The organism is Legionella saoudiensis, assembly GCF_001465875.1.
GTDB lineage: Bacteria > Pseudomonadota > Gammaproteobacteria > Legionellales > Legionellaceae > Legionella > Legionella saoudiensis.
In genome coordinates, this window is record NZ_LN901320.1 from 138,359 (window position 1) to 161,819 (window position 23,461).

Genomic DNA, 23,461 nt, shown 5'->3' on the forward strand with positions numbered 1-23,461 from the left:
TCATTTTTAAGTGAATTGTAAAGAATTCGAAAGTAAATAGAAATTGGGGTTCACTTTATAATTTGTTTTGTTAGACTCAGGTTATAGGTATAAGTTTTGAGGAGCAGTATATGGCAGCGTCAGATAAATATAGAATCACTCTTTTCCAAACTAGCGGTGTGACTTCTGCTAACGGGCTGGCTTCTGTAAGTGCAATGGTGCCAATGACACCTGAAGATGCGCACCGGATCGTAGTTAATCCTGTGTATACTGCAAAAACGCAGACAGAGAAGGCAGCACATGTCCGCTCTGATTTCGAGCCTAACCAAAAGGCTGCTGAAGTTTTAAATAAATGTTATAACCGGGTAAATGCTGTTGTGAATAATAATTACGCAGTGGAAGAAAAAGTTACAGCAGAACGGGATTTTTCACCTGAGATGAACGAAGATGACGCTGTAGTGTCAACTCCTTCTTTCAGAAGATAATAATCTATAATTCGTGACTTAATTCGAGGGGCTATGCCTCTCATTAGAATAGAGTGTTGGTGTTATGAAAGAGATACTCTCAGATCAACAAAATGAGGCGATTCTCCAGGCCTTAGATGAAGCAATAAACAATGGCCCCTGGGACGAGTCTAATTTCCTACGCGCCATTGGTAAAAATTTAAATGATATTCGTGAAAACTTTGCCAATCAGCTGGGCACTCGCACTAAAGCACAAATCCAGGCCGAAACTCAACTAGCCAATCGTATGGCATTGAGAAGTGGGCAGCAAGAGGTTTTTGTATCACTTTATTCGGCTGATGGCTCCAACATTCAGTCATGGGAGCGTATCGTTGCTAACCTCCCCAGACAAATGATTTCGCGCCCTATTTATGCTGCAGAAGAGCATGTAAAAGAAATAATAAAAACTAAAGAAAATAAAATTAATGAAGCTTATTTAGGTATCTTTATTAATCAAAATAGTGTGATTCCACTTCCTCCTGACAAAGCATTAACCGATAAGTTAGGTAATCAATTATTGACGCTGAAGGATAGAACCTTAGATTTGGATAACATTAGCCGTTTTGTGCACGTGTCTGGAGTGTATCATTATAGTCGCGGCCGTTTACTGAAAGAAGCATAAATCAGGCTTTGCTAAGAGAGCATGCTTGAAATTTCAATCGCAGGTCTTCCTGTTTAAGTTTATGTTTGAATAAGAAAGGTTGGATTCGCTCAGCATAGAACCTTGCTCTGGCCGGCTACGCAGATCAACCTTCCTTTATAAATGTACTTCTTAACTTAATGGCAGTGGTATCAAATCATTTTTTCAGCGCCACACAATTTCCTGTGAATTTCTCGCAAAAATGCCTCAGAGCAGTATATACTTGAAATAATGAAACTAAGGTAAGTACGTATTAATGGCTCAACAATCGCAACAACAAAATACAGACAGTGGCATGGCTCCCGTATGGATTACGGTGTTGCTGTTTATTACTGTTTTTCTAGTCTGGAAAACAGGGCATCAATACATTGTAATGTTTGTTTTTCAAATAAACATTCTGCAAGCGAAATTGGTTAATTTATTCCTTCATAGTGAGCAATTAACCAGTTTGATTTACCTAATGCAAACAATAGATCCAAATGCAGTAGATTGGGATCAGCTTGTAGATACTACGCGTGCGGTAGGGGACTTTATGCGTTATCCCGTTGTTTTAGCGTTAGGGGTAATGGCCATTTTGCTTTATCAATCTAATCTTAAACTGAAATATCGCAAAGCTCATGATATGAAATCTTTGCGTGCCCAAGAGCAATTCAACTGGCCTGCAATTATGCCCGTCGTCAAAGAAGACTTAGTAAGCCAGGACGTAAATACTGGACCTTGGGCAATGGCATTAACTCCTATGGAGTTTGCTCGTAAATACAAGTTATTAAAAAAAGAGGATGTTTTGTTAGATAATCCTGTCCCTGGTATGGAAATGACTGCCGGTATACGGCGTGGTGATGCAAAGCGCGTTTTCACCTTACAGTTAGGGCCTTATTGGGATGGTTTCGAGCATTGTTCACCACAGGCCTATGCTTTGGCTGGTGTATTCATGGCACGTTTAAATCGTGACCGTGATGCGGCAAATAATATTTTATCAGTATTAGACCGTACCTTTGTGGAAGGAAAACCTGATTTCTCAGTGGCTAGACCTGTAGTTGAAAAATACAAAAATACGGAAGAGATCCAGGAAATAGTAGGAAAACATGCCTATACTTTAACTGTACTGGCCTCATTACTTGAGAAAGCTCGACAAGATGGAGTAGTGCCTAGTTCAGAGTTTTTATGGCTAAAACCCGTTGATCGACGCTTATGGTATATGTTGAATTGCGTAGGCAGACAAACACCATACGCGGAAGTTGCGGGTGCTTTTGCACATTGGCGCGCAGAAAAAGAAATGGGGCGACGTTCTTTAGTGCCAATGATCGACGAAGCTATTAGAGCTTTAGAGGTAGCCGTGAAAGAAGTTAAATTATCACCTCGTCAAATGCAGGAGTTAGAACCATGATGCGTGGTATTGAGTCTCGTCATGAAGTAGATCCTACCCTCCTCCTTAGGGACACGCGAACCCTAACACAGAGGATGGCTGATTTCTTCTCTGATCCGACGAACGTTTCGATTATTCTATTTTCTCTGGCTGCTGCCTCATTCTATATTTCGGAAGTGGCAACCCTATTATTATTAATTGGTGGAGGAATTTTTGCTTACAGTTATACACGTAAACAAAAACTTCCTTTCAGACTGCCGCTCATTTCTCGAGTAAAAGATTACAACGACTTGAAGCCGGGCATAAATAAGCCCAATACAGCGCGCGGCATCGCTTTTTTTGGAAATGACCGCAAAAGTGGAGAGGAGCTGTGGTTTGCCAATGATGACATGCGTACCCACGCGTTGATTTTTGGTTCAACAGGTAGTGGTAAAACAGAATGTTTAGTTTCTCTTGCTTATAATGCCTTGGTTCAGGGTAGTGGTTTTATTTATGTGGACGGAAAAGGGGATAACTCGCTTTATGCGAAAGTATTTTCTATGGTTCGTAGTATGGGACGTGAAGATGATTTGTTGCTAATTAACTTCATGACTGGTGCGCGAGACATTGTTGGTCCTCAAGAAAAAAGATTATCAAATACCCTTAATCCATTTTGCCAAGGTTCTTCCAGTATGTTAACTCAGCTGGTAGTCAGCTTGATGGGATCCTCCCAACAAGGTGGTGACGGGGATATGTGGAAAGGCCGTGCGATCGCATTCGTTGAGGCGTTAATGCGTTTATTGGTTTACATGCGTGATGATGGTGCGATCCTTCTGGATGCGAATACTATTCGTAACTACTTTGACTTAACCCGGTTAGAATCAATTGTAGTTGATAAAATCTTTCCACGCGACGATATGGAAAGTGTAAATATTGAGCAGGTGCCAAAACTGGTTACTGACCCTTTACGTAACTACTTAAATACCTTACCTGGTTACAACAAAGAGAAAAAAGGAAAACAAGTATCGCAAGTACTTGAGCAACATGGTTTTATCACCATGCAGCTCGTACGAAGCTTCTCTTCTTTGGCGGATACTTATGGACACATTATTCGTACCAACTTGGCAGAGGTAGATTTTAAAGATGTGATCTTGAATCGCAGGATTTTGGTTGTGCTATTGCCGGCACTAGAAAAATCACCTGATGAGCTGGCAAACTTAGGTAAAATCATTGTTTCCTCTTTAAAGGCCATGATGGCAGCAGGTTTAGGGGAGGACGTTGAAGGGGATTACCGCGATGTGATCTTGAGAAAACCTACTAATGCGCCTACACCTTATATGTGTATTCTTGATGAGTATGGATATTATGCCGTACAGGGTTTTGCTGTGGTACCTGCTCAGGCGCGTTCTCTTGGATTCTCTGCAATTTTTGCCGGACAAGACTTGCCTGCGTTCCAGAAAGCATCGAAAGAAGAGGCTGCATCTATTGGTGCAAACACCAACATTAAAATTTGTATGAAGTTGGAAGACCCTACCGAAACCTGGGACTTCTTTACTAAAACTGCGGGTGAGGCTTATGTGACCAAGGTGGACTCATTCCAGGCTAAAGAAAATACTATGTCGAATAGTTATGCGGACAGCAAGAGCTCTTCATTTGAAAAAAGAGCCCGGGTAGACCTTTTAGACCTTAAAGAGCAAACCGAGGGTGAGGCGCATATATTCTTTAAATCAAAAATTGTTCGTGCTCGTATGTTTTATGCGAATCCCAAACCAGTTAAGCAATTAAAAATTAATCAATTCTTAAAAGTTGAGCCGCCACCAGATGATTACTTAATGAAGTTACAAAAACAATTAACTTCATTCCAGGCTATTCTTGATAGTGGTGATTTATCGATTAATAAGACTGCGGATAGTGAGGAAATTACGCTTATCAGCAAGTTGTTACGCGAGTCTACCGTAACCGAACCTATTGAACGTGGTGTAACCGCATTAATCGCATTCCACAATTTTAACGAGCCAGAACCGGTTGAAGAGTTAATTGAGGAAGAAGTAGAAGGTGCATTAACCATATTTAGCCCATTACGAATTAATGCGGGAGGACCTCCATTATTAGTTCGTGATAAAGAATCCTTCTCGGAATCATTATTACCGATTAATGAAACACGAAATCAAATGATGACCATTGAACGATTGGCGGGAGCTAAAGATAAATACGCCGGTACAGTCGCTAATGAGTTAATTAAAGACTTCCAGTTGGCAACCAGTTATCCGCCTGAAGAACGTGATTTTATTGATCCACAAACGTTAACAGATATTGTTAAAGATCTGGCTGCTAAATTTGCAAGCGAACGAGAGAAAGTGAACAAAAAGAATGAGGAAGGATTAGAATAAGCCGCAATCCTATAGTTTAAATTGCTACCTGGTTGCTCGCAACCAGGTTTTCTTTTTAAACGTACCCGAATCAGAAAGTAACCGGTGTGAATATTACTCCACAACAACCGTATGATTGATAAACGTCTTAATTTTTCGAGAAACTATTAATAAGAATACCGCCCCAGCAAAAGCCCACATCCCTAATTGCTCAAAAATAGATAAATAACGCTCATTGGTAAGCGCTGGTGCAAGCGTCTGATTTTTTACCATTTCATTCGCGAAATAATGCGATAAAGAAGCCGCCGCCCCTGCAACCAACATCCACGAACCCATCATTAGACCTTGTAAATGTGAGGGAGCAATACGACCAATCATTGCATAGCCTACAGGAGCGATGAGTAACTCGGCGATCCCCTGAAAAATAAAATAAAATATAACCCATGATAAACTTACAAACCCATCAGCCTCTGAGAAATTGATGCCGAAGGCAAGGGCTAAAAAGGAAAAGCCTAATAAAATAAAACCACAGGCAAACTGTACCGAAACAGAAAAATTAAATTTCGTTTGTAATGATCGGATAAGCATAGACAGTATTGGAGCACAGATAACAATGATCAAGGGATTAATGTTCAGTAGCCATTGAGTGGCAATTTCATAGCCGAAAAGGTGCCGGTCGGTATTATTTTTAATAAAGAGGATAACACCCATAGGTCCGGTGAAATAAATCATCCAGAATAGTACGGAAATAAGAGCCAGGAGTAAATAAGCCATAATGCGCTCTTTATCTTTGGGGTTTTTTTGACGAAATCCTAAATAGAAAAGGGTTAAAAACATGAGCGAGCTTATGGTAATGACCAGGACATTACTTAATGCCGTTGTTTTAAAGCACAGCATTAGCAGAGGAACACAACCTAATGTAATCACGGTTCCAATTAAATTATTTCTTAATCGTTGTGACCCATTGGCTTGGGTCAAGGGAGTATTTATATCCGCTAAAACTGGCCAATAACGCGCAATAAAGAATATCGTAAGCGCATCCATTAGAATTGCACTATAAAAAAGTCCCTGATATTGATTGGTATAATCAAAGAAGCCACTTAGTGTATATCCCGCGCAAAAACCAATGCTCATCATTGCATAACTAAGAATAAAGGCAGTTTCTCGGCGCTCATCGTCTGCGTTGAAGCGCTGAGTGAGCATATTATTATAGCAGGTAAAACTAATACCACAGCCCACTAAAAACATACTTAAACTGGCGAATAACAGCGAAGTAGAGCGAGTTGCTAAAGTAAATAAGCCGAGAATTTCAATGAGAGAGGCCAAAAGAAAAAGGGCTCGATTACTTAAAAGACGCCCCCCTAACAGACCGCCAGCCAATTGCAATACATAATTAAGGGCAAGAAAAAGCGCAACGATGCTATTGGATAGCTGGTGTTCTACCCGTAATTGTTTGGTAAGAAAAAGTGCTAGAGATGAATAAAGAGTAGCGTAAGAAAATGTCGTCAGCGCTTGCACCAGATAAAGCGCTACGATTCCCTTGGGCATATTGGATACTATTTTTTTCATCATGGATTCATTAATCAGAGGAAATAAAACTCTAACATTAAAAAGAGGTTTTGATAAATATTTTTACACATATGATGCATAAATGGACGGAAATTAATAAAAAAAATGTTAAGAGATAAATAAATATTTAAAAAAATAGCAATTTATTTGAATTCATTGTAACGTAATGATTTGTAAATTTATCTTAACCTTGGGTTAATGGCTTTTCGCCAATTATGACCATTTGAAGTGGTATTTTGTAACATGAGGGATCAAAAGTGAGATCAGTACTTACTAAATATATAGTCTTACTAACTAGGGCTGTAGGAGCGATTGCCTTATGTATTATGATAGGTTCTTGTAGTAAAGAATATTGGGCTTTACCACCTGACTTACCTAAAGGTCCTTGTAAAGATACTGGTGCTTGTGATTCTACAATTATTAAGTACATGAAAAAATTTAATAAGCACGGGGTGAAAGTTGTTAGCATTGGTCAAGATTATATGGTTAGTATTCCTGCTACCTATTTATTTCATCCGCAAACTCCCAATATTAAATGGCGCTCTTATAGATTGCTAAATGATGTTGCTATATTTTTAAAACAGTTTCGCAAAATTTCTGTTTTCATAACTGGATACAGCAGTAAATATGGATCTCCACAAAGAGAGCATGCTCTAACTTTGGCGCGTACTCGTGTAGTTGGTGAATATTTATGGTCCCAAGGTATTGATAGTCGCTTTATCTTTACCCAAGGTGTAGGTAGTGATAAACCCATTATTGCATACCCACTCGGCGGTGATTTTTCCACTAACGCGCGTATAGAAATTACCTTTAGGCGAGCTGCGGGTTAGGAGTAAAAATGAATCGTGAAAGTTGGGCCATAATCAAACAGAAAAAAAGCTTCAACGTCAATGTTTTCCGACGGGGTTTAATTTCCCTAATTATTTCTTTAGGGCTAAGTTGTATTTTGGGTTTATTAATGTTTTATGTCTATTTAACAGAACCCGAACGAGATTATTATGCTACGAGTGGGGTAACTCCACCAATAAAGCTTACCCCAATGTCAGCTGCAAATATGTCATCACAGGCGTTGTTACCTCCAGATCCGCCAACTGATGAGGAAGAAAAACTAATACCGCAATAAGCACAATAAAATAGAGGATATTATGGCTGAAGATGCCTTAACAGTCGTTACACTAAGAAATAAATTTTACAAAGATAGCCAGAGAAAGGTAATGCTTGCTTTGCTCGTTGCATTATTGGTTAACCTGGTGTTGGCTTCTATGTTGGTTTACATGGTGACCCATCCTCCGGCGCCGCGATATTTTGCAACCAGCATTAACGGCCGTATTACGCCTTTGTTTCCCTTAAATGAGCCAAACCAATCTGACTCTGCGGTATTGCAATGGGCAAACCAGGCTGCTATTGCTGCATTTACTTATAACTTTGTGAATTATCGAGATGAGTTACAAGCATCATCAGGGTTCTTTACTGCAGAAGGTTGGGATCAATTCCTTAACGCCTTGCAGCAATCAAATAACCTCGATGCGGTTAAAGCTAAAAAATTAATTGTATCTGCCGTAGCTACAAGAGCGCCTATTATTTTGCAGAAAGGGGTTTTAAATGGTAGTTACTCATGGCGTGTACAAATGCCAATTCTGGTAACTTATCAGAGTGCCAGCGAGTTTACGCAACAAAATAACGTAGTGACTATGTTAATCACCCGAGTTTCAACTTTGAATTCTCCTAGAGGAATTGGTATATCACAGTTTGTTGTTGGACCTGCCAGTGGTGGAGTTTCTCAATGAAGAAGGTGAATCAGTTTTTTAAGTTTTGTGTTGTATGTAGTATTGCTCACTGGGGGGCTAGCGCCTCCTTTGCCGCTCCTCCGCAACAGCAAGATAGTGCCCAGCAAGCATTGCAGCAATTGCGTATGTTACAACAGCGTTTATCAAATAATCCGGGGCAGGGGGGGAATCCAGGTCAGGTTGCTCCTGCCCAAAATCAGGGTGGTGGTAATAATATACCTATTCCATTATCTGACTCTTTATATCAGGCTCCACCACAAAAGCCTGAGCCGGCACAACCACAAACTCAAAATCCTAATGAGCAAGTAGTTAGTCAGTCAGATGAAGAGGTAATTGATAATAAAGCGTTTAAAGATATGACTCGTGGTTTATATCCTTTAACTCCGGAGCAAATTGTACATTTAAGACAAATGCAACAAACAGTAGAATATGCAAAAGCGTCTACTCCTGGAACGCCGCCTAAACCTACAGCGACCTCACAATTTGTTAATTTGTCGCCAGGATCTACACCTCCAGTTATTCGTTTGGCGCAGGGATTTGTTTCCTCGTTGGTATTTTTAGATTCTACAGGTTCTCCTTGGCCAATATCTGCTTATGATTTGGGTGATCCTTCTGCGTTTAATATCCAATGGGATAAAACAAGTAATACCTTAATGATCCAGGCATTGAAATTATACAATTACGGAAACTTAGCCGTTCGTTTACAAGGGTTAAATACACCGGTAATGTTAACTCTTATTCCAGGTCAGAAAGCAGTGGATTATCGCGTTGACTTGCGGGTTCAAGGTTATGGGCCCAATGCTAAAAACAGACCCATGGAAGCGGGATTACCGCCTTCAGCGAGCGAATTGCTTTTACACGTTCTTGATGGGGTTCCCCCTCCTGGAAGTAAACGATTAGGAATTATCGGCGGTGATGCGCGAGCTTGGTTATCCAATGATCGAATGTTTATTCGTACAAATCTTACTATATTGTCACCGGGCTGGCTTGCAAGTATGACCAGTGCTGATGGTACGCATGCTTATGAAATGCAAAAATCTCCGGTGTTATTAGTGTCCTGGCATGGAAAAGTCATGCAGCTCAAGGTAGAAGGGTTATAAATGGCTGGCAGAAAAGAAAATCTTAAATCGCTTTTTTCTAATACTCGTTCACGGGTCATTATTATTTTTACCGCAGTGCTCCTAGTGCTTGCTGTAGTTATTGGTTACTTTAAGCTAAGAGCCATTAATACTGGACCAAGTGCTGAGGCAACACTAAGCCAGGCGCCGGGCAGTATCCAATCGATTCCTGGGGTACTTGATCCCACAGCCCAATACGCCCGCTTACAAGAGGAACAAAACGTTACTCAAGCAAAACAAGCAGAAGCGACAGGGGGCAGTGCTATTCCTACAATTATTCGTACTCAAGCTTTGGGACAGGGAGTAGGCGTTATTGGTTCTCAGAATGGCCAAGGTGGAGTTGGTTTTGCAACGCTGGCTCGAGAAAATGAAGAAGGGGCACAACGCTCTTTATGGATTCAAAATTTACAAAATAGTGGCTGTTCAAAGTCTGTGCTCGCTCAAATTTTAAGTCAGGGCGCGCAATTGTCTGATATTAAATCAGCATGTAGCTGTGCCCAATTAAAAGATAATGGGTTTAAATTACAAGACCTCAATCAGGTTTGTGCTTGTAAGGATTTGAAGGCGGCTGGATTTAACGCAAGGCAATTAAGGGATGTTGGCTATACTGCAAGCCGATTAAGGGACTGCGGTTTTAGTGCTTGTGAGTTACGCAGCGCCGGTTTTACTGCCCAAGAAATGAAAGATGCAGGTTTTTCTGATGGCGAATTAAAAGGTGCTGGTTTTACTGATGATGAAATTAGCCGAGCAAGCGGGCTGCCCCAGGGTATTTCTGCTGCAGATGTATTAAAGGCCGGATGTAATGTAGATAACTTAATTAAATTACGTAAACAAGGGGTAAGTGCTTCTGCAATTCGACGCATCAGTGGTTGTAGTGCTGAGGCATTAAAAGCTGCAGGGTATACTGCTAAAGATCTAAGAGAGGCAGGTTTTAGCGCCGCAGATCTGCGCAAAGCCGGATTTACGCCGGAGCAATTAAGGGCTGCCGGATATAGCGCCAGAGATTTATTAAATGCCGGGTTTACTCCCGAAGATTTAGCCAAAGCAGGGTATACTGCTGCACAGATTAAAGAGGCTGAGGCAGAGCTACCACCAGGTATTAGCGCTGATGATGTTAGAAAGGCTGGCTGTGATCCCGATGCCTTAAAAAAAGAAAGAGCTGCAGGTGTTAGTGCGACATTAATAAAACAATATGCGGGCTGCAGCGCGCAAGCCTTAAAAGCAGCAGGCTTTACTGATGCAGAATTAGCTAATGCCGGGTTTACCCCGCAAGAAATTAGTGCAGCTACCCCGTTAACCGATGCGCAAGTTAAAGCAGCAGGTTGTGATCCAACAGCCTTGAAAAAATTATTTAACGCAGGCGTTAGCGCCAAGCGTATTAAAGATTTGAATGGGTGTAGTGCTGATGCGTTAAAAAAGGCTGGCTATGATGCTAAGTCATTACTTGATGCGGGCTATACTCCTGCACAGTTGATGGCGGCAGGCTATACAACTGGTGATTTAGAAAATGCAGGCCTATCTCCTGCCGAAATTTTAGCTGCAGGGCGGGTATCTGATTGTAGTGTTGACTCTTTAAAAAGAGCGCGAGCTGCGGGCATTAGTGCGGCAACAATTAAGAAAACTTTAGGCTGTTCCGCGAAAGCCTTGAAAGATGCGGGATATACGGCCAAAGAATTAAAAGATGCAGGCTTTACTGCCGCTGAATTAAAAAATGCAGGCTTTACTGCCGCGCAACTTAAAGCAGCAGGGTTTAGCGCTAAAGAACTTAAAGATGCAGGCTTTAGTGCTAAGGATCTGAAGGATGCTGGTTTTACCGCCGCACAACTTAAGGCAGCAGGATTTAGTGCTAAGGATCTTAAAGACGCAGGGTTTAGCGCTAAAGATCTTAAAGATGCGGGTTTTAGTGCCAAAGATTTACACGATGCAGGCTTTACTGCCGCGCAACTTAAAGATGCAGGTTTTAGCGCTAAAGATCTTAAGGATGCAGGGTATACTGCAGCAGAATTGAAAGCCGCAGGCTTCACTGCCGCACAACTTAAGGATGCAGGCTTTGGAGCGGCAGAGCTTAAAGCTGCTGGCTATAGTGCTAAAAACTTAAAAGATGCAGGCTTTGCTGCCGCAGATTTAAATGCAGCTGGATTTACTCCCGCTGAAATGCAGCTAGTAGGTTTAGGTAATCCTAACATCCAACAAGGCGCATTTAGTATTAGTGGCGTGCCAAGCGTAGGCCAAGGAGGCGTAGCAAATCAAGGTGCTGTTGCGTCAAACCAGCAATTGCAGGCTATTTTAAATCGCCAGACCCAACAAATGGCAGAACAAAAGTACCAACAAAAAATTCAACAACGAAGCGCAGATATGCTTTCTGCTGCAAATCAGTTATTAGTCGATTGGAAAAATGTGAGTACTCAAGCCTATGCTGCGGGTAATGAAGATAAGAATGCCATTGCTAGTGGTGCTAATAATGGTGCAGGAGGCGGTGCAGGCCCTCAAGGAGTTATGGGTAGTTCACAAGAACAGGTAGCCATAATTAAAACCGGTGATGTTTTGTTTGCGGTGATGGATACCTCCGTTAATAGCGATGAGCCAGGCCCTATTCTTGCAACAATTGTTGCCGGAAAATTAAAGGGAACCAAATTGATTGGTAGCTTCAATTTGCCTTCAAAAGCGAACAAAATGGTTATTACCTTTAATACAATGTCTATTCCAGGTGCCCCTAAAACCATATCGATTTCTGCTTTTGCGATTGATCCCAACACGGCAAGAACAGCTCTATCAAGTAGAACAGACCATCATTATCTATTACGTTATGGTTCTTTGTTTGCTTCTTCATTCCTGGAAGGATTTGGTAATGCGTTCCAGTCGGCGAATACCACAATCACCATTGGTGGTACTGGAGGAGGTAACAACGTAACTGTTGCTAATGGTGTGGGGCGCTCAACGTTGCAAAATGCGGTCATTGGATTGGCAACAGTGGGTAAAACCTGGGGACAACAAGCTCAGCAATTATTTAATACACCAACGACTGTTGAGGTATATGCAGGTAGTCCTTTAGGAGTGTTGTTTACACAAGACGTAAGATCACTTTAATTTGACGGTAGAAGACGATGGCAGAAAACGATCAAAATGATGAATATAAATTTGACGAGTATGAGTCTTATGACCACGAGTCAATGGACGATGCTGGGTCAGGATCAAGTACTTCACCACAGCCTCCGGGTAAACCTCCACGAGGACCTACAGATGTACGACGTAACGCATTGATTGCGGTCGGCGTTATTATTGCTGCTATGGTGGGATATAAGGTTGTTGGGGGTATTTTTTCAGGAAAGAGTGCTCAGAATAAAGGCAGCACCCTTCCTCCTGCGCCAGTTGCTACAGTGGTACCTCAGCAGCAAATACAACCAACAGCGCAAGTTCAACCACAACCAACTCAACAGGTTCAGCAGGAAGTTGCTCCTCAGCCTATGCCACAACCAACAACTCAGGTGACGCATGAGGATAACACCGCGCTGAAACAGCAAGTAGAATCTATTGCGACGAACCAGCAAAATGTTCAGTCACAGGTTTCCTCAATGAATGAACAGGTTGGAAATGTAAGTACTAATATAAACAACTTAAGCGCTCAAATTAATCAACTCAATCAGACAATTACTAATTTGACCAATCAGCTAAGTAAACAGTCAGAAGAAATTACTATACTCATGCAACGTACAAAACCAAGGCCGGTTCGCAGATTATTGCCTCCCCAACGCTATGGGCAAGCAAATATTTATTATATTAATGCAGTAATTCCTGGTCGGGCTTGGCTAATTGGCACAAATGGTTCTACACTTACAGTAAGAGAAGGGACAAAGATTGCGGGATATGGAGTCGTTAAGCTTATTGACTCTATGGAAGGTCGAATCTTAACGAGTTCTGGAAGGATAATTAGGTTTAGTCAAGACGATAGTTGAGGTAAATATTTATGGCTGATTCAACATGTACAGGCGGGACGGTTGCGTGCTGGGTAGCGAGTCAGGCAAACATACTAACCAATATTGCAAATTCATTGGTGCCTGTACAACGCTTAATCACGGGCGGTGCATATCTAATAGGTTGTGCTTTTTTGTTTAAAGCAATTTATAGCCTAAAAGTATATGGTGAGGCGAGGACGATGATGTCCAGTCACACAAGTGTTAAAGAGCCTGTAGTCTATTTGATGGTTGGGGCAATATTTATTTATTTCCCCACAGCTTTTGCAACCTTAATGCAAAGTACTTTTGGTTATCAAAATGTTCTTCAATACGCCCCAGTAAACAGTAGCAATCAGACATTAGATTTCTTGTTTGGTAATGGTAGCGTGGTCGGAAGGCCGCTGACGATTATCATCCAGGTTATTGGGCTGGTAGCTTTTGTGAGAGGGTGGGTATTGATTGCGCGTTCAGCGTCACAAGGGCAGCCTCCAGGAGGAACAGGAAAGGGTTTAGTCCATGTTTTTGGGGGAATTTTGGCAATCAATATTGTAGGGACTATCAATATGATTAATAATACAATATACGGCACGTGATAGTATTTTAGTGTGTATTTTTTACTTTTAAATTTAGGAGACAATAGTGAAAAGTAAAATCATTAGTAAAGCAGGCTTCAAGTCTTGGTTAAGCAGTATTGTTTGTCTAAGCTTATTAGCCTTAGTTTGCCAGGATGCAGTTGCTGGCGGAAGTATGACTGTCGGTGCTATGGCGTCATCAATTACAGGGTCATTTACGAACTTGACTAAATTAATCACAGCAGGTTCTTATTTGGCTGGTTTGGGTTTCTCAATCGGTGCGATTATGAAGTTTAAACAGCACAAAGATAACCCAACTCAAATCCCAATTGGTACACCAATTGCACTAGTCTTTATTGCTGCAGCATTACTGTTCCTCCCTTCAATTTTAGGGGTAACTGGAGCTACCATGTTCGGTTCTGCCGGCGGTAAAACAGCAGGTCCTACTGGTACTGTATATACTGGCTCATAATAAATTGGGTTCCAACAAAAGCGGGTAAATTAAATTTGCCCGCTTTATTTATGTAAAGCGGTTAAATTTCAAATTAGGCCAATAGGCCAAGATAGTAAAATATCAGTTAATAATAAAGGTTGTATTAGGCAACGTGAGCTGAAAATATGGCAGTGAATCAAGAAAAGAGACAGTTGAAATTATTGGCTACGCCAGGTTCTTGGCGTTTGTATTCAGCCAGAAAAGTCGACGAGCGATTTAAGTCATATGAGCAAAAAGTTTTGCAGCGAGATCGATATACCTGTCAGTTTTGTGGTTTTCAAGCTCGTTTGTTTCAAGAAGTTGTAAATCTTGATAATAATTACTCCAACAATAAATTAGCAAACCTGGTAACAGCTTGCTGCTTCTGCGCGCAATGTTTTTTTATTGAATCTGTTGGTGTTGGTGGATATGGCGGCGGGACACTGATCTATCTTCCTGAACTCACCCAGACTGAGTTAAATAGCCTATGTCACGTACTTTTTTGTGCTATAACTAATGATACTGGATATAAATCCAGTGCGCAGAATATATATCGCGGATTTAAATTTCGTTCACAGCTTGTAGAGGAAAAATTTGGTGAGGGTACAAGTGATCCTGCCATTTTTGGTCAATTAATGATTGACGCAGGAGTGAATGATGAAGAAAGAAGGTCGCAATTGTTTAAAAATATACTCTTACTGCCTTCTCGAGCAAAATTTCGTAAACAGATCGAAAAATGGGCTGCGAGTGCCTTAGAAGAGATTACTGTATAAGGCTCGTTGACCTAGTGGTTATTTCCATTTGTCCATTAAAGTAGAAATGGAAATTGACCCTAAGCTACACTAAATGGGGATAATAAGAATGGCGCATTGGTCAGAATCATTTTTTGAAGGAGTTGATACCTTCTTTGCCTGGCTAAGTACTTCACTTAAGCAAACAACAGAGTCTTATATTGATTTAGAAACGGCTGATAGTGAAACCGTGCTAGTAAATCATGATGGTTCTTTATTATCAATCATTAAAATCGAAGGAATCGCCGCACTGGCTGGTCCTGATGAATTTGAACAGTTAGTTTCAGGCTTAACAAATGCATTTCAAGCGGCCATGGGGCGTCCAGGGCATGGGTTACAAGTTTATTTTAGCCATGATAAGCAAAATATTAAAAAATTAATTCGTGATATTTATGATCCTGCCATGGCAACAGCAAAACGTCTTGATTTAAATTTAGGCGATTTGTTTGAAGAGCGAACTGATTATATGGCACAATACTGTGCTGAAGAACGTCTATTTTTTGTCTTAATTACCCGTCCCTTCAATTTGACAAGCGAGCAGTTAAAAGCGGCTAATAAAGCTAAAATGAAGATGCTCAAAGATACAAAAGCACCTCCATTTAAAAACAGCCAAACTATTTACGCGGCAATCCCTGAATTACGTGATACGCATGATGCATATGTTCGCGCTATTATGAATGATTTAGATTCTTTGCATGTTGCAGGTAAATTATTAAATGTCCATGATGCAGTACATGCAATTCGTATGACTGCAGACCCGGATTATACCGCTGATGATTGGCGTGCAACTTTACCTGGGGATATGATCCCCGTCCGCGAATTTAATAGTTTTGAGGGTGATGCCTCTGATCTATTATGGCCCTCCTTAGCCAAACAGGTGCTTCCACGAGATGCGGAGGTTTTAGACTTACGCACCGTTAAAGTAGGCGATAAGATTTACTCATCCACCTATATTGATCTATTTCCTAAGGATGTAAGACCGTTTGTTTATTTATTTGGACGTATCCTCCCTTCTCATATTCCTTGGAAAATTTCATTCTTAATTGAAAGTGAAGGACTGGGTACTATTAAATTAAAAGGTATGTTAGCCGGAATTTTAAGTTTTAGCTCCGCGCAAAACCGGTTAATCAGCGATTCTGTTAACTTATTAAAATATTTACAACTTAATACGGATGAATCAATTATTCGTTTACGAGTGGTTGCTACAACCTGGGCACCTGAAGGGCGAATACCCTTATTGCGCCAACGCAGCTCCGAATTAGTTAAAGCGATTCAAGGTTGGGGCTCTACGGATGTATCGGAAATTTGTGGTGATCCCTTTGGTGGTTTTGTCTCCAGTATGCTTGCGGGAACATTGAATAGTACAGCTGTACCTACCGTGGCTCCTTTAAGCGCTGTAGTTTCTATGCTACCGATTACACGTCCTGCATCTCCTTGGAATAAAGGTGCCTTACTTTTTAGGTCGCCTGACGGCAAGCCTTGGCCCTTCCAACCTGGTTCTACAGAACAAACAACCTGGATTGATCTAGTTTATGCACGTCCTGGTTCGGGTAAGTCTGTTTTATCTAACGCGATCAACTTAGCGCTTTGCCTGTCTGGTGGTTTATTGCGCCTGCCTCGCATTGCCATTATTGATATTGGACCTTCAAGTAGCGGACTGATATCGCTTTTGCAAGAAGCCTTACCTGCTTCAAAACGTCATTTAGTGGCTTATCACCGTTTAAGAATGACTCCTGATTATTCCATTAATCCGTTTGATACTCAGTTAGGTTGCCGTTATCCGACTGCTTTAGAGCGAGCATTCCTGGTTAACTTTATTACCTTATTAACCACGCCTTTGGGCGCAGAAAAACCCTATGATGGCATGCCTGATCTGGCCGGTATGGTGGTCGATGAATTATTTAAGAGTATGGCGGATGAATATAACCCCACTCCCTATGCTCCAGGTGTTGAAGTATTTTTGGATAGTATCTTGGAGGAAATTGGTTTTGTTCGTGACTCCAAGTCAACTTGGTGGGAAGTGACCGACTCGCTATACTCAGCAGGATTTGTGCATGAAGCGATGCTGGCTCAACGTTATGCTATGCCATTGCTTGCAGATGCTGCCTCTATTTGCCGTACTCCTTCGATTGAAGACTTATATGAAAAGATTACCGCACCTACGGGTGAGTCATTAATTAATGCGTTTTCGCGAATGATTTCTGCTGCCGTGCGTGAATATCCTATTTTATCACGGGTGACCAGTTTCGATATTGGGGACGCACGCGTAGTTTCTCTGGACCTTGACGAAGTAGCCAAGAGTGGGGGAGATGCAGCAGATCGGCAAACGGCAGTAATGTACATGTTGGCACGCTATGTTTTAGCACGTCATTATTATTTAACTGAAGAAAGTTTAAATAATATTCCCGAACAATATAAGGAATATCATAAAGAGCGCGTACGTGAGATACGAGAAGATCACAAGCGTATTGTTTATGACGAATTCCACCGTACTTCTAAATCAGCGGCGGTGCGTGAGCAGGTCATTATTGACATGCGTGAAGGGCGAAAATGGAAAGTACAAATTGCTTTGCTCTCACAATCTGTGGATGACTTTGATCCAGTAATGATTGATTTCGCGACCGCAATTTATATTATGGACGCCGGACCTTCGCAAGCGATTGAAAAAACCACCTCAATATTCGGGCTTTCAGAAACAGCGAAGGCAGCCTTACGTAATCGAGTGCATGGACCACGACTTGGTGGCGCTACATTTCTTGCGCAATTTGCTACAAAGAGTGGAGTCAACGTGCAATTGCTTACCCTGACTTTAGGTCCAGTGGAATTGTGGGCGTTTAGTACTACTGCTGAAGATGCTGCAGTACGAAACCATTTATACCGTCATCTTGGGCCTGCTGAAGCGCGACGAGTGCTTGCCGCGTTATTCCCTAATGGTTCTGTAGCGAAGGAAATTGAAACTCGCTTAGCAGGAATGAAGGAAAAAATCGGTTTAATTGAAGAGGATATGAAGGAAAGTATTGTAGAACAATTAATTAACGACATCCTTGATGCTTATTCGAAGAACCCTGACGTTAAGAGTTTGCCAGCAAAATTATCTTAATATTATCTTAAGAATACTTCCCTATAATGCGCCTCATCATATAACATTGGATGAGGCCATTATGAGAAAACTCCTCGCAGTCGCGTTGGTATTATTTAGTTCTTTTAGCGCTAATTTCGCTTTTGCGGAAAGCGTTCCTAATCGAGTTCCAGATGAATTCTTCGTGAAAGAACACTGGTTTAGCATGACTACAAGTTACGATATAGAAACTAGAACTCAAAAGTTAGGAACCTTATATAGAAAATTTTTTAGTTTCCTATTAACGTATGATTTTTATGACCCATTCGATAACAAAATTGCCTATGCGCGTTCAAAATTCTTTTCATTTACGGCACACTTTGATGTATATGACAATTTTGAAAATTATTTAGGTGCAGCAGACGAGCGCTTGTTCTCATTTTTCCCTACATTTGATATTTATGACCGTGATGGTTATACGAAACTTGCTAAGGCATCAATGAACTTTTGGGGAACCACATTTACTATTTATGATCCCGTAACTAACCAAGAAATGGCTCATATGTCTCGTCCATTCTTTAGATTGAAAAATGACTGGACCTTCCATGTAACTGACAGGGAAATGTTTGACCATAAGGGTATTGACCCACGTGTATTGATGACGGTTATTGCATTCCAAGGCGATAGAGAATATTGGGAGCAACAACAACGTGATGAGAATAATGTAAGGAGAGGCATCAAGAGCAGCGAGGAATCAACCCCATCCGCTGATGTAAGCAAACAACAACTGAGTGTGCTTTTAGATAAAATCGCTGCTATAAGCAAGCAAGAAGGTTTAGATAAAGCTCAAGAGCCTGATGAAAAAACAGCAATGGCGGTTGCGGCTGAGTTAGAAAATGGTTACAACACGCAAATGGCTAATGATTCAGTACAAACAAGCCAAGAACGATTGAATGCTTTTACTGATTACTGTTTACACTTGATTCAATCAAATGCGACGACTACCGAGAAAAAGAAAACCATTCTTTTCTTATTAAAAAACCGTTTGCAAGCAAACTCATAAGCTCTCTAGGCTGGGCTTTACATCCCAGCCTACATCCTCTTGATGTATCCCTGTTTTAATGAGTCCGTAATAAACTCTGATTTTGTTGCATCCCATCTAGGCTACTATACGAACAACCATAAACCTTTTTTGCATCATACATCGCCAAATCTGCCTTAACGATGAGATCTGTTGCCGTTTTCGCGTCATCTGGATAAGTGGCTGAGCCGATGCTAATTGAATAACAATAGGGCTCATTATTTTCAAGAATGGCTATTGGTTGAAACTCCTCAATAATACGTTCTGCAATTATTTGTGGGGTACGTTTATTAGGAGCATGAGGAACAATAGCAGTAAACTCATCACCACCAAGTCGTGCAATAAAATCCTTTTCTCGAAAACACAATTGGAGTCGCCTGGATGTTTCTAAAAGCAATTGATCACCAATACTGTGACCATAGTGATCATTCACATGTTTAAAATTGTCCAAATCGATAAAAAATACAGTAATGCAATGATTTGGGCTTATTGTATTAATTAGTTCATGCAAATGCTGAATAAAATAGCGGCGATTAGGCAAATTGGTTAAATGATCGAAGCGGGCTAAATAGTGATATTTATCTTTTTCTGTTTGTAATAAATAGTTTCTATCATTTAATTCTTGCTCATAACGTTCATTTTCCCGAAGCAAACTGGCGAGTGTTGTCACAATAATAAGATAGGTGAATAAATGATTAACGAGCTCTATAGCCAGAAATTGATAATGCGGTAAATTATAATAAGGTGGAATGACAAATTGATTAAAGACAATGAGTATTAACATGGAGGCCATGGAATAAATCAATAAGCCGCTCATTCCGGTAAGTGATGCAGCCAGCAAGGGCATCACATAAAACCATTGGGTATGTAATGGGCCTATACCCCAAACCAGGTAGTTTCCAATAACAATTGCGCCAAAAATTATTGCGGTGAGGAGCTGACTGCACAAATACACATTTTTACTGCGTTTAAGGAGCCATAAATTAGCTAAGGCTAATCCACAAGTAATACTAACGGTGGTAATTAAAACCCAAAGCTGAGATAAGGAATAGAAAATTGTTACAATAACGCAGACAAAAAGGAGCTCCCAGGTGACATAATTAATCAGGCGATACTCGCGAGTATATTTTTCGATGCTATCAGAATGTTTTAGATAATTAAAAATCTTATATAGCATTTCGTTTTCAGTCCTTGGCCTTTATTGATTTCCTCCTCATTAGTTTAGTTGAATTTATTCATAGTAGGCAATTTTAATCAGGACTAATTGCATTATCATGCAGGTTTAAGGGGTAAGGTTATGCAAACCTTTAAGCCACCTTCTAATAAATTACTTAGAGAAATATCACCTTGATGCATTTGGACAATTTCGCGAGCAATGGTTAATCCTAAGCCTGTGCCGCCAGTGCTACGTGAGCGTGAGTGCTCTCCCCGATAAAAGGGAAGAAAGGCTTGCTCGAGCTCTTCTGCTGGGAGTCCAGGTCCTTTATCGGTAATAATGATTTCCACCTGTTGGGGCAAGCATTGCAAATGAATTGTTGCTTGAGCGCCGTAATGGACGGCGTTATTAATTAGATTACTTAATGCGCGCTTTAATAAATTCACGGACCCCAAATAGATGAGTTTAGGGCAATCACTAGTAAAATGTACCTCATAATTTAACTCCAAGGCATCATCGCTTAATGAAGATAATAAGGCTACCAAATCAAAGCGTTGTGGCTTTTCTTCATGATTAATATCGCGAAAATAATCTAAAGTCTCCTGAATCATGAGCTCCATTTCATTAATATCCGCATTAATTTTTGCATAATGAGGAGTATCCGTTAAATATTCAGTTCTCAGTTTCAAGCGCGTCAGTGGGGTGCGTAAATCATGAGAAATAGCGGTTACCACACGGGTACGATTGGCTAAAAGCTTATTTACTTTTTCTTGTAGGTCATTAATTTTTTTAAAAATAGCCTTTTGATCAGAGTTTCCAGTTAATGGAATGGGGAGCCAATTTTCCAAATTTTCATTATAACTTAGACTTTGAATTAACGTTTGAATTGGTTGGTTTAATGTTCTTACAGCCCAGTAATTAATCAGAATTAAGGTTCCTAATAAAATAAATAATAAACTGACAATAAAATTTAGTTGATTTGAGGCCGGAGGAATCATGCTAACGTTCAACCAGGCGTTTTCCTGGATAAATAAAGAAAACTCCAGCTTTTTATTTTGTTTCATAAGATTGAAAAGGACTGGGGCTTTTAAAGTTAGCAGGGCATTTTGTTCATAAACGGGGGTCGGGGATAAGCTAATTTCAGACCAACGGGAATGGCGGTTTTGCAAAATAGAGGGCCAACTGGATTGAGGGTTTTTTTGCAGTTGGTTCACAAGACGCGTTAATGAGCGTATGGCATTAGCAGAAATAAATGAATGAGTGTGCGCGTAATATTGTCCCAATTGCAACAGTGCGAAGCCAATAATAAGATTACCTAAAATTAGTCCCAGTAGTGTTTTTCTGGCTGTTGTAGTTAATTGGCTCATAACATCTCAACCTTTGTTTTGAATTGATAGCCGCCACCACGTATGGTTAATAGTAATTGGGGATTGCGAGGGTCAAGTTCAATTTTTTTACGTAAACGACCAATTAAGACATCAATTGTACGATCTTGAGAATCAAAATTTTTATCATATAAGAGATCCATTAGTTGATCGCGACTTAGAATGCGTCCGGGATGCTCTAAAAAAATAAGTAATAACTCATATTCGCGTTGGCTTAAAGGGATGGTAATTGCATCTTGGTCGATTAATGCATGGGTATTGCGGTCGAGAATCCAATTTTCAAAGTGAATTTGCTGTAAAGGAGCAAGTTTTTTGCGCTCCTCACTTAGCTCACCCTGAGTGCGTCTTAATTGTGCTTTGACTCGCGCTAAAAGCTCTCGAGCGCTAAAAGGCTTGGAAATGTAATCGTCAGCGCCTAATTCTAAGCCTGCAACTTTATCAGCAATGCTGTTTGCAGCGCTAAGCATAATAATGGGCATGCTGTGTGTTTGGCGAATGGTTTGACAGAGCTGGAGGCCATCCATTCCCGGCAGCATAATATCGAGAATTACCAGATCAAAATTATGTTCGCGTAACAATTGTTTGAGTGTAAGCCCATTTAAGGCGCAAGTAGTGCGGAAACCGTTTTTAATCAGGTAATCATTGATTAAATCGATAATCTCTTGATCATCATCAATAATCAAAATATGGTGTTTTTTGTTATTCATTCAATGACCTACAGCGAAGGTAGGAAGTGCCTGATTTATTGTAACAACATTGTTACAATAAACAATCCATTTGTCATATTCCTATTACATTCAACCAGTACACTTAGCAATGAAGACGAATAATAGGAGAAAAAAATGAATATCAAACGTTTGTTACTTGTTAATAGCTGCGCTTTCGCATTAGCTGGGGCCTCAGTGGTATTTGCTCAAACCGCAACAGAAAATGTAAATAAAGGGACACAGAAACAAGAGCAATGCGCTAAGTATAAATCGCTTTCTACACAGCAACGTGCTCAATTGCAGGCTTTAAGAAAAAGTATGCGTGCAGAAATAAAACCTTTAATTAAGGAAAAACACGCTATAAGAGCGCAAATCAAAGCAGCAATTACAGCACCTAACGCCCAATGGAATAACGTTGAGGCTTTAGTGGCTAAAAGCAATGAGGTAAATAATAAAATCACCATGGTTGTGGCAAAAAGTCGATTTGATGCTTTTCAAAAAGTAGGGGTATTAATGCCTTTCAGACATCACCATAGATGCCCTCATGATAATAAAATAGCTCAACAGTAAAAGTAGAAAGTAGCCTTGAGGCATCATCAAGGCTACTTTAGTTCGACTACAATAACTTTGATTGGATGGTCACTCACATTTTCATCAGTATGCAATTCGCCGGGAACATCTTTAAGCAAATAATAAGCTTGATCTTTCTCTAATTCGAGATAATGTACCTCACCTTTATTATTAGTAACTTTAAGTTTTCCCGAATCTAAAGCCACCACAACCCGGTTATGTTCATGGCGATGCATGGCTAAACTTTGCTCTTTGGCTGGATAAATCAAGGTCTTCCAAACCTGTACCTTATTATTCGCGAGCAAGGGAATACGCTGAGTGTTAGCCTGAGCTAAATATGAACTTAACATAAAAATTAATATAATAAATTGACGCATTTTTTCTCACTCTTTTTGCAAACAGAAGA

Annotated in this window: 21 protein-coding genes; 16 read left to right on the top strand and 5 right to left on the bottom strand. The window is 40.5% G+C overall.

The annotated features are described in order from the left end of the window. Positions 1-110: 110 nt before the first annotated feature. The 4 genes from BN3124_RS01605 to BN3124_RS01620 all read left to right on the top strand — a co-directional run bounded on the left by BN3124_RS01605 (position 111) and on the right by BN3124_RS01620 (position 4,857). Positions 111-464: a hypothetical protein gene (locus BN3124_RS01605; RefSeq protein WP_058533112.1), complete on the top strand. Its 354-nt coding sequence runs from the start codon at positions 111-113 to the stop codon at positions 462-464. A 64-nt stretch (positions 465-528) separates the two neighbouring features. Next, the gene (icmQ, locus tag BN3124_RS01610; protein WP_058533113.1) at positions 529-1,104 is read left to right on the top strand and encodes a Dot/Icm secretion system protein IcmQ; all 576 of its coding nucleotides are present in this window, start codon (positions 529-531) and stop codon (positions 1,102-1,104) included. Between the two features lie 274 nt (positions 1,105-1,378). Beyond that, entirely contained in the window at positions 1,379-2,509 is a 1,131-nt protein-coding gene (icmP, locus tag BN3124_RS01615; RefSeq protein WP_058533114.1) for a type IVB secretion system coupling complex protein DotM/IcmP, read from the top strand. After that, complete coding sequence (locus tag BN3124_RS01620) at positions 2,506-4,857, top strand: TraM recognition domain-containing protein (protein WP_058533115.1); 2,352 nt, start codon at positions 2,506-2,508, stop codon at positions 4,855-4,857. The genes icmP and BN3124_RS01620 overlap by 4 nt, the downstream gene beginning before the upstream one ends. 93 nt (positions 4,858-4,950) lie before the next feature. On the opposite strand, the gene BN3124_RS01625 is transcribed toward BN3124_RS01620, so the two are convergent. After that, on the bottom strand, positions 4,951-6,408 hold the full coding sequence (locus tag BN3124_RS01625; protein WP_078061448.1) for a peptide MFS transporter: 1,458 nt from the start codon (positions 6,406-6,408) through the stop codon (positions 4,951-4,953). Between the two features lie 323 nt (positions 6,409-6,731). Between BN3124_RS01625 and icmN the strand changes: the two genes are divergently transcribed. The 11 genes from icmN (at position 6,732) to BN3124_RS01680 (ending at position 19,219) form a co-directional block, all read left to right on the top strand. Further along, the gene (icmN, locus tag BN3124_RS01630; protein WP_149865180.1) at positions 6,732-7,235 is read left to right on the top strand and encodes a type IVB secretion system protein IcmN/DotK; all 504 of its coding nucleotides are present in this window, start codon (positions 6,732-6,734) and stop codon (positions 7,233-7,235) included. A gap of 8 nt (positions 7,236-7,243) precedes the next feature. Continuing rightward, a complete protein-coding gene (gene icmM, locus BN3124_RS01635) occupies positions 7,244-7,528 on the top strand; it encodes a type IVB secretion system protein IcmM/DotJ (RefSeq protein WP_058533118.1) in 285 nt (94 codons plus the stop codon). Between the two features lie 22 nt (positions 7,529-7,550). After that, positions 7,551-8,192 (top strand): type IVB secretion system apparatus protein IcmL/DotI, encoded by a 642-nt coding sequence (locus tag BN3124_RS01640; RefSeq protein ID WP_058533119.1) that lies wholly within the window; start codon positions 7,551-7,553, stop codon positions 8,190-8,192. Beyond that, complete coding sequence (locus BN3124_RS01645; RefSeq protein ID WP_058533120.1) at positions 8,189-9,292, top strand: DotH/IcmK family type IV secretion protein; 1,104 nt, start codon at positions 8,189-8,191, stop codon at positions 9,290-9,292. The genes BN3124_RS01640 and BN3124_RS01645 overlap by 4 nt, the downstream gene beginning before the upstream one ends. After that, positions 9,293-12,397 carry a type IVB secretion system protein DotG/IcmE gene (dotG, locus tag BN3124_RS01650; protein WP_058533121.1) on the top strand — a complete coding sequence of 1,035 codons (3,105 nt, stop codon included), beginning with the start codon at positions 9,293-9,295 and terminating at the stop codon, positions 12,395-12,397. It abuts the gene before it with no gap. 17 nt (positions 12,398-12,414) lie between these two features. Then, a complete protein-coding gene (gene icmG, locus BN3124_RS01655) occupies positions 12,415-13,263 on the top strand; it encodes a type IVB secretion system protein IcmG/DotF (protein ID WP_058533122.1) in 849 nt (282 codons plus the stop codon). Between the two features lie 11 nt (positions 13,264-13,274). Beyond that, positions 13,275-13,856 (top strand): hypothetical protein, encoded by a 582-nt coding sequence (locus tag BN3124_RS01660; RefSeq protein WP_058533123.1) that lies wholly within the window; start codon positions 13,275-13,277, stop codon positions 13,854-13,856. Between the two features lie 46 nt (positions 13,857-13,902). Then, on the top strand, positions 13,903-14,307 hold the full coding sequence (locus tag BN3124_RS01665; protein WP_058533124.1) for a hypothetical protein: 405 nt from the start codon (positions 13,903-13,905) through the stop codon (positions 14,305-14,307). Positions 14,308-14,453: 146 nt separating this feature from the next. Next, positions 14,454-15,080: a type IVB secretion system protein IcmJDotN gene (gene icmJ, locus BN3124_RS01670; RefSeq protein ID WP_058533125.1), complete on the top strand. Its 627-nt coding sequence runs from the start codon at positions 14,454-14,456 to the stop codon at positions 15,078-15,080. 88 nt (positions 15,081-15,168) lie between these two features. Beyond that, on the top strand, positions 15,169-18,198 hold the full coding sequence (locus BN3124_RS01675; RefSeq protein WP_058533126.1) for a type IV secretion protein IcmB: 3,030 nt from the start codon (positions 15,169-15,171) through the stop codon (positions 18,196-18,198). Between the two features lie 61 nt (positions 18,199-18,259). Beyond that, positions 18,260-19,219, top strand: a complete 960-nt coding sequence (locus tag BN3124_RS01680) for an LURP-one-related family protein (RefSeq protein WP_058533267.1) — start codon at positions 18,260-18,262, stop codon at positions 19,217-19,219. A 55-nt stretch (positions 19,220-19,274) separates the two neighbouring features. Here the strand turns inward: BN3124_RS01680 and BN3124_RS01685 are convergent, their stop codons facing one another. The 3 genes from BN3124_RS01685 to BN3124_RS01695 form a co-directional block, all read right to left on the bottom strand. Further along, positions 19,275-20,414, bottom strand: a complete 1,140-nt coding sequence (locus BN3124_RS01685) for a diguanylate cyclase domain-containing protein (protein ID WP_058533127.1) — start codon at positions 20,412-20,414, stop codon at positions 19,275-19,277. Between the two features lie 95 nt (positions 20,415-20,509). Beyond that, positions 20,510-21,760, bottom strand: coding sequence for a sensor histidine kinase (locus tag BN3124_RS01690; protein ID WP_058533128.1), 1,251 nt, complete (start codon positions 21,758-21,760; stop codon positions 20,510-20,512). Then, entirely contained in the window at positions 21,757-22,485 is a 729-nt protein-coding gene (locus BN3124_RS01695) for a response regulator transcription factor (RefSeq protein WP_058533129.1), read from the bottom strand. Before BN3124_RS01695 ends, BN3124_RS01690 begins: the two co-directional genes overlap by 4 nt. A gap of 135 nt (positions 22,486-22,620) precedes the next feature. Here BN3124_RS01695 and BN3124_RS01700 point away from each other — a divergent pair, with 135 nt between their 5' ends. Further along, positions 22,621-23,055 carry a Spy/CpxP family protein refolding chaperone gene (locus BN3124_RS01700; protein WP_058533130.1) on the top strand — a complete coding sequence of 145 codons (435 nt, stop codon included), beginning with the start codon at positions 22,621-22,623 and terminating at the stop codon, positions 23,053-23,055. 32 nt (positions 23,056-23,087) lie between these two features. On the opposite strand, the gene BN3124_RS01705 is transcribed toward BN3124_RS01700, so the two are convergent. Then, a complete protein-coding gene (locus BN3124_RS01705) occupies positions 23,088-23,432 on the bottom strand; it encodes a cupin domain-containing protein (RefSeq protein ID WP_058533131.1) in 345 nt (114 codons plus the stop codon). Between the last annotated feature and the right edge of the window lie 29 nt (positions 23,433-23,461).